Source organism: Micromonospora sediminimaris (genome assembly GCF_016863575.1).
Classification (GTDB): Bacteria; Actinomycetota; Actinomycetes; order Mycobacteriales; family Micromonosporaceae; genus Micromonospora; species Micromonospora sediminimaris.
Map to the genome: position 1 here is coordinate 37,245 of NZ_BOPD01000045.1, position 6,360 is coordinate 43,604.

Annotated in this window: 8 protein-coding genes; 3 read left to right on the forward strand and 5 right to left on the reverse strand. The window is 72.6% G+C overall.

Going from position 1 to position 6,360, the window contains the following annotated elements; genetic code table 11:
* Positions 1–127: 127 nt before the first annotated feature.
* Together Vse01_RS26965 and dut are read right to left on the reverse strand one after the other, a co-directional pair.
* Positions 128–814, reverse strand: coding sequence for a DUF3710 domain-containing protein (locus tag Vse01_RS26965; RefSeq protein ID WP_093410347.1), 687 nt, complete (start codon positions 812–814; stop codon positions 128–130).
* Positions 811–1,341 carry a dUTP diphosphatase gene (dut, locus tag Vse01_RS26970; protein WP_093410344.1) on the reverse strand — a complete coding sequence of 177 codons (531 nt, stop codon included), beginning with the start codon at positions 1,339–1,341 and terminating at the stop codon, positions 811–813. The genes Vse01_RS26965 and dut overlap by 4 nt, the downstream gene beginning before the upstream one ends.
* Positions 1,342–1,418: 77 nt before the next feature.
* Between dut and Vse01_RS26975 the strand changes: the two genes are divergently transcribed.
* Positions 1,419–1,919, forward strand: a complete 501-nt coding sequence (locus Vse01_RS26975) for a DUF3093 domain-containing protein (RefSeq protein ID WP_093410341.1) — start codon at positions 1,419–1,421, stop codon at positions 1,917–1,919.
* A gap of 76 nt (positions 1,920–1,995) precedes the next feature.
* Here Vse01_RS26975 and Vse01_RS26980 read toward each other — a convergent pair whose 3' ends face one another.
* Positions 1,996–2,790 carry a hypothetical protein gene (locus Vse01_RS26980; RefSeq protein ID WP_093410338.1) on the reverse strand — a complete coding sequence of 265 codons (795 nt, stop codon included), beginning with the start codon at positions 2,788–2,790 and terminating at the stop codon, positions 1,996–1,998.
* A 143-nt stretch (positions 2,791–2,933) separates the two neighbouring features.
* Positions 2,934–3,230, reverse strand: a complete 297-nt coding sequence (locus Vse01_RS26985; RefSeq protein WP_007075406.1) for a DUF4193 domain-containing protein — start codon at positions 3,228–3,230, stop codon at positions 2,934–2,936.
* 429 nt (positions 3,231–3,659) lie between these two features.
* On the opposite strand from Vse01_RS26985, the gene Vse01_RS26990 reads away from it, so the two are divergent.
* A complete protein-coding gene (locus Vse01_RS26990) occupies positions 3,660–4,175 on the forward strand; it encodes a LytR C-terminal domain-containing protein (protein ID WP_170863611.1) in 516 nt (171 codons plus the stop codon).
* A 122-nt stretch (positions 4,176–4,297) separates the two neighbouring features.
* Here the strand turns inward: Vse01_RS26990 and Vse01_RS26995 are convergent, their stop codons facing one another.
* Positions 4,298–5,119: an inositol monophosphatase family protein gene (locus Vse01_RS26995; RefSeq protein WP_093410333.1), complete on the reverse strand. Its 822-nt coding sequence runs from the start codon at positions 5,117–5,119 to the stop codon at positions 4,298–4,300.
* 287 nt (positions 5,120–5,406) lie between these two features.
* Between Vse01_RS26995 and Vse01_RS27000 the strand changes: the two genes are divergently transcribed.
* A partial coding sequence (locus Vse01_RS27000; RefSeq protein ID WP_275415543.1) for a sigma-70 factor domain-containing protein occupies positions 5,407–6,360 on the forward strand: 954 nt, incomplete at its 3' end.

Consider the following 6,360-nt stretch of genomic DNA (forward strand, 5'->3'; position numbering starts at 1 on the left):
CCGCCGCCGGACAGCTGCCGGAACGGCACCCGCCAGCGTACGCCCGACCGGACCCTTCCGGCGCACCGGAAGCGCTCGCCCGCCGTGCCGGGCACGCTCGACGGGGCCCGGGTCCGCTGACGGTCGATCAGCGGTTGCCGGGCGCGGACGCGGCGTCGGTCTGTCGGGCTTCCGGATCGGCCGCCGTGGCCTGCTCGCCCGCCTCGCGTGGCAACCGCAGCGGCAGCGGCTCGCGTACCGGCTTGGCCTCCACCCCCCGGTCGACGACCAGCCCGTCCAGACAGACGGCCAGCGGACCGGCCGCGGCCGGATCGGTGGCCGCGGCGCCCTGGTAGACCGCGCGTACCATCCAGCGAGGTCCGTCGATGCCGACGAACCGCAGATCGGTCGGGCCGTCCTCGGTGCGTACCCGGGCGTGCAACTCCGTGCCGTACTCGCCGGTGGCCTCCTGCGCGGCGGCACCGTCGCCGAGCAGCGACTGGCGGATCTCCTCGCGTACCTCGTCCCAGATCCCCTCGGAACGGGGGGCGGCGAAGACACCGAGTTGCAGGGCGCTCTGGCCGTGCACCAGCACGACCTGCTGGACCACCCCCTGCTGGTCGGCCTGCACCCGCACCTCGACCTCGGGCACCGCCGGGATCTGCAGGCTGCCCAGGTCGAGCCGCTGCACCCCGTCCGGGGCCTCGGTGACGTCGTACGGCCCGCGCGCCGGCTCCACCGAGGTCGGCGGAACGTCCTCGGCGGTCTCGGGCACGTTGAGGGCCCGCTCGTCAAGGGCGTGCCGTCCTGCGGCCCGCTTTCGGGAGAAGATCACTGCGTCCAACCTCCGCTGTTCGCACTCACGGTGCCATCGTTTCCGTTCGCGCCGTCCATGGCCGGCGGCGGTACCAGCCCGGCGTGCCCGCCGGTGGAGCCGTGCCCACCGGTCCCGCGTCCGGACGCGGGCAGCTCGGCCACCGGCTGGAAGATCGCCCGTTCCACCCGCTGCACAACCAGCTGCGCGATCCGGTCGCCCCGGGAGATCTTCACCGACGCGGCCCGATCATGGTTGATCAGGTTGACCAGGATCTCGCCCCGGTAGCCGGCGTCGACCGTACCGGGCGCGTTGAGCACCGTCACGCCGAGTCGGGCGGCGAGCCCCGATCGGGGATGGACCAGGCCCACGTACCCCTCGGGCAGAGCGATCGCCACGCCGGTCGGCACCAACGCCCGACCGCCGGGGGGCAGCTCCACGTCGGCGGCCGCCACCAGGTCGGCACCGGCATCACCGGGATGGGCGTACGCCGGCATCGGCAGCTCGGGATCGAGCCGCCGGACCGGCACGGGCACCACGTCGGTCACGATGTCCCTCTTTCGTCCGTTCCGCTGGGGGTGACCCTGTCATCCTGCCCGGTACCCGTGGCCCGCCGCGCCGTACCCTGGCACGAGTGAGCCAGTCACCGTCGCCTTCGTCAGTCTCGGCGCCCCCGGCGTACGCCGAGCGTCTGCGGTTGCCCTGGTGGTTGTGGTTCGCCGGGATCGCAGCCGCCGGCCTGCTCGCGGTGGAGGTGTGGATGGGCGCGGGCGGTGCGCGCGCCTGGCTGCCCTTCGCGGTGCTGCTGCCGGCCGCCGTCGCCGGGCTGGCGTGGCTGGGCCGGATCCGGGTCGCGGTGGCCGACGGAGAGCTGCGGGTCGACGACGCCCGGCTGCCCGTGCGATTCGTCGCCGACGCCATCGCGCTGGATGCCGAGGGACGGCGTGAGGTGCTCGGTGTCGGTGCCGATCCGCTGGCGTTCGTCGTCCAGCGCCCGTGGATCCCCGGTGCCGTCCAGGTGGTCCTGAACGATCCGGCCGACCCCACACCGTTCTGGGTGGTCAGTTCGCGGCACCCGGTCGAGCTGGCCGAAGCCCTGCTGGCCGCGCGGGACGCGGCACGCTGATCCGACCCGCCACCGGTCGAGCGCCGGTGCGGCTCTGACCGACGGCGCTCCCGCCGACCGATCCCCGGGTCGACGGTCAGGACGAGCCGGGCAGGGCTGGCGGCGCGGGCGGCCCGCCGGGCAGGCCACGGTGCTGCCGGCGCAGGTCGGCGCGGAGCTGGTCGGCCAACGTCCGGGTGGCCCGCCGGTTCAGGTAGCTCGCCACCGCGGCTCCGGTCAGGAAGGGCCCCAGCGTGGTGAGATTGCGGCCGAACCGCTTGAGCATAGTGTCCCGTAGTTCGTTCCGGGCAGCCGTGCCGAGCACGGCGCCCACGCCGACGCCGGGCATCATCGGGTTGACGCCGCGCTGGCTGGCCCAGGCCTGCACCAACGCGATGGTCCGTTCGGTGCCGCCGGCCGGCAGCGGTACGCCGTAGACCTCGTGCAGCTCGCCGGTCAACTTCAGTTCCACCGCCACCACCGCGACCGTCTCGGCGGCGAGCAGTACCGGGGCGGACAGCAGGGTCGGGGTCACCGTCCACTGCACCGCCGAGGCCCCGCCGCCGGCAGCGCCGACCCCTGCGGTCGCCCGGGACGCGTTGCGGACCAGCCGGTCGGCCAGTTCCTCATCCGTCAGCCCGGGAAAGTGCCGACGCAGGGTGGCCAGATCCCGGATCGGCACGTGCGGGGCGATCTCCGCGACCGTGTCCACCATCCAGCGCAGCGCGGCCCTCGGCTTGAACAGGTCGCCGATCCCCCGGGCCCGAGCCTGCCCGACCAGGCGGGTGAGCAGTTGACGCCGTTTCGCCGGCTCGATCTCGTCGGCGGTCAGTGCCGCCACGGTCTTCCCCAGCTCGTCCGGATCCTCGGCACGCTCGGTGTGCTCGCTCATGATCGCACCACGGCGCCGAGCCGGCCGATTCGCTCGCTCATGGCTATCGAGTCAACCAGGTTGTGCGGCGTGGCGCTCGCCGAGCCGGGCGGCGGCGACTCCACTCGGGAGTCGCCGCCATGGTCGTGGTCGTCGCCCTGTGGTCAGACGCACTCTCGGCAGATCAGCTCGCCGTTGCGTTCCACCGCCAGTTGGCTGCGGTGGTGCACCAGGAAGCAACGGGCGCAGCGGAACTCGTCCTGCTGCATCGGTAGCACCTTGACCGTCAGTTCCTCGTCGGCAAGGTCGGCGCCGGGCAACTCGAAGCTCTCAGCCACTTCGGCCTCGTCGACGTCCACGGCGCCCGACTGTGAGTCGACGCGCCGGGCCTTGAGCTCTTCCAGGCTGTCCTCGCCGAGATCGACCTCGTCGCGGCGCGGGGCGTCGTAGTCGGTGGCCATCGGTTTCACTCTCCCATTTCGATGTTGTCGCTTCCGGTTGTAACGCCGGACGACGCTGTTTCGGTTCCGCTGGCCGGCCACCGCTTGTGTCGGCCACCTGACCCGACGACCGCTCGGACCAGACCGCCAGAGGATCTCCCCGGCGAGCGCGGAACCCTACCCCCCCTTTGGGCGAGGCATGTATACCGCCCTCGTGGCTGAGATGTACGCCCCTGCACGGGAAGTTGTTCCCAATGTGACTCAGGCGACACGAAGATAGGGGTAGTACTACCCCGTTCTCCGGTGGCGCGCCGGCATGTCGGACTGTTTCCACGCGACGGTCGGACACCCGTTAACCTCAGCGGCGTACCCGACGGCCGACGGAACGGCCCGATCGCCGGCCGTTGCCACCCACCGATGCCCGGGAGTGCCCTGATGAGCTTTGCGCGAGTGCGAGCACTCGTTGTCGTCGGCATGCTGGCGGTGCTCGCCCTGCTCTTCGTGGTCGTGGCGCTGGTCAAGGACACCCAGAGTAACGCCGGCGCCGGCGAGGGTTGTCCGGACGACTGGCCACGCGCCGACGTCACCCTGCGCGATCACAAGGATGTCAAGATCAACGTGCTCAACGGCACGGATCGCCCCGGGCTGGCCGCCGACGTCGGGAACGACTTCCGCAACCGCGACTTCCAGGTGCAGAAGGAAGCGACCCAGAAGAAGAAGATCGACGACGTGGCGGTCCTGCGTTACGGCCCGAAGGGGGTCGGCTCGGCGCACCTGCTGCGGGCGTACTTCCTCGGCGACGCCGAGCTGGAATACAACGCCAAGCGCGAGGACGACATCGTCGACGTGGTGCTGGGCGGCAACTTCCAGCAGCTGGCCACCACCACCGAGGTCAATCAGTCGCTGGGCGACCTGGGCGCCCCGGTCGCACCGCCCGGTTCCTGCCCGATCGTGGTCGACAACTGACCGTCGGCCCGCTGTCGGCCGACGGCTCACCGGTGCGGTCCCGAACCAGCTGCTGACGGGCGGCGGACGGCGTCCAGCCTCGCGCGTCCAGCTCCCGGTCGCTGAGCGGGTGCCAGGCCCCCTCAGGGGCCGCCGGAGGCGTCCAACGCGGCCAGGTGCTCGTGCAACGCGTCGAACAGGGTCGGCGGCGCGGCAATGACCATCTCCGGCCCGGGAGCCAGCCCCTTGAGCCCGCCGACCCGCAGGCCGGCCTCGGTGGCCACCAGCGCGCCGGCGGCTTGGTCCCAGGCCGCCAGGCCCTTCTCGTAGAAGGCGTCGGCCCGCCCCTCGGCGACCAGGCAGAGATCGACGGCAGCGGCGCCGAGGCGGCGGATGTCGCGTACGTGCGGGATCAGTTCGGCCAGCACCCGGGCCTGGTGGACCCGGCGCGCGGCGTCGTAGCCGAAGCCGGTGACGACCAGCGCCTGACCGAGATCGGTCTCGGTGGAGCAGTGCAACCGCCGGCCCTCGCGCCAGGCGCCCCCGCCGACGGTCGCCGTCCACTCCTCGCCGGTGTGGACGTTCCGCACCACTCCCGCCACCACCTCGCCGTCCAGCTCAGCGGCGATCGACACGCCGCAGTGCGTCAAGCCGTACAGGTAGTTGACGGTCCCGTCGATCGGGTCGACGATCCACCGCACCCGGGGGCGGGGGCCGTCGCCATTCACCGCGGCGCCGTACTCCTCGCCCAGCACCGCGTCGTCCGGCCGCAGCCGGCGCAGCTCGTCGGTGATCTGGCGTTCCACGGCCCGGTCGGCAGCGGTCACCACGTCGGTGACGGTGCTCTTGGTCGCCGCCACCGAGACGCCCTCGGTGCGCATCCGGTACGCGGTGGCCGCCGCGCCCCGGGCCACCTCGATCGCGATCTCCAGCAGCTGCGGTGGCGGTGGCGCCGAGCGCTCCATGTCCGTCCCCTTCCCGCACGGCCAGGTATTCGGCTTCCGCGCAGGTATCATCCTTACAAAGTCCAAAAGCGCACCGAATCGGCGGTCCCGGCCGCCGATCAGCCGTGCGGCGCAGGATGATCGCCGCAGACGGCGTTACAATTCACCCCTGCCCACGCGCCACGGGCCGCCCGACAACCGGCCGGCCCGGGACACGGGGGTTCCTCAACCACATCGCCCGGCGCGGTGCCCCACGCTGCGTCGGACGATCCCGGCCGTGCTCGCTCTTCGCCTCCGGAAGGTCATTCGTGACAGAACCCCGCCAGACCGGCGCCGACGTTCGCTCGCTCACCGACACCTTGATCGCCCACGCGCAGAGCGCTGGCGGCCAGCTCACGTCGGCCCAGCTCGCGCGCACCGTCGAGTCCGCCGAGGTGACTCCGGCCCAGGCCAAGAAGATCCTGCGGGCGCTCTCCGAGGCCGGGGTGACCGTCGTGGTCGACGGCTCGGCCAGCACCCGCCGACGGGTCGCCGCCGCCCGGTCCGCCACCCCCGCGTCCCGGGCCACCACCGCCAAGACCACCAAGAAGGCGGCCGCGCCCGCCCCGAAGCAGGCGCCCGCGACCGAGGAGGCACCGGCACCGGCGCCACGGAAGGCGACCTCGCGCAAGGCCGCCGGCACCACCGCGGGAGTGGCCGCCAAGGCCGCCGCGCCGGCCAAGAAGTCCACCCGGGCCACCAAGGCCACCGTGGCCGCTGCGGCGGGCGCGGCGAAGCCGGCCAAGGGTGCCGAGGGCGAGGCCGCCGAGGGCGAGGTCAATCCCGAGGAACTCGCCGCCGAGATCGAGGACGTCGTGGTCGAGGAGCCGGCGGAGCTGGCCCAGGCCGCCGCGACCGACGCGGCGAACTCCGCCACCGACAACGACTTCGAGTGGGACGACGAGGAGTCCGAGGCGCTCAAGCAGGCGCGTCGGGACGCCGAGCTGACCGCTTCGGCGGACTCGGTCCGGGCGTACCTCAAGCAGATCGGTAAGGTTCCGCTGCTCAACGCCGAGCAGGAGGTGGAGCTGGCCAAGCGGATCGAGGCCGGGCTCTACGCCGCGGAACGTCTGCGGGCCGCCGACGAGGGCGAGGAGAAGCTCGTCCGGGACATGCAGCGCGACCTGCTGTGGATCTCCCGGGACGGCGAGCGGGCCAAGAACCACCTCCTGGAGGCGAACCTCCGCCTGGTCGTCTCGCTGGCCAAGCGGTACACGGGCCGT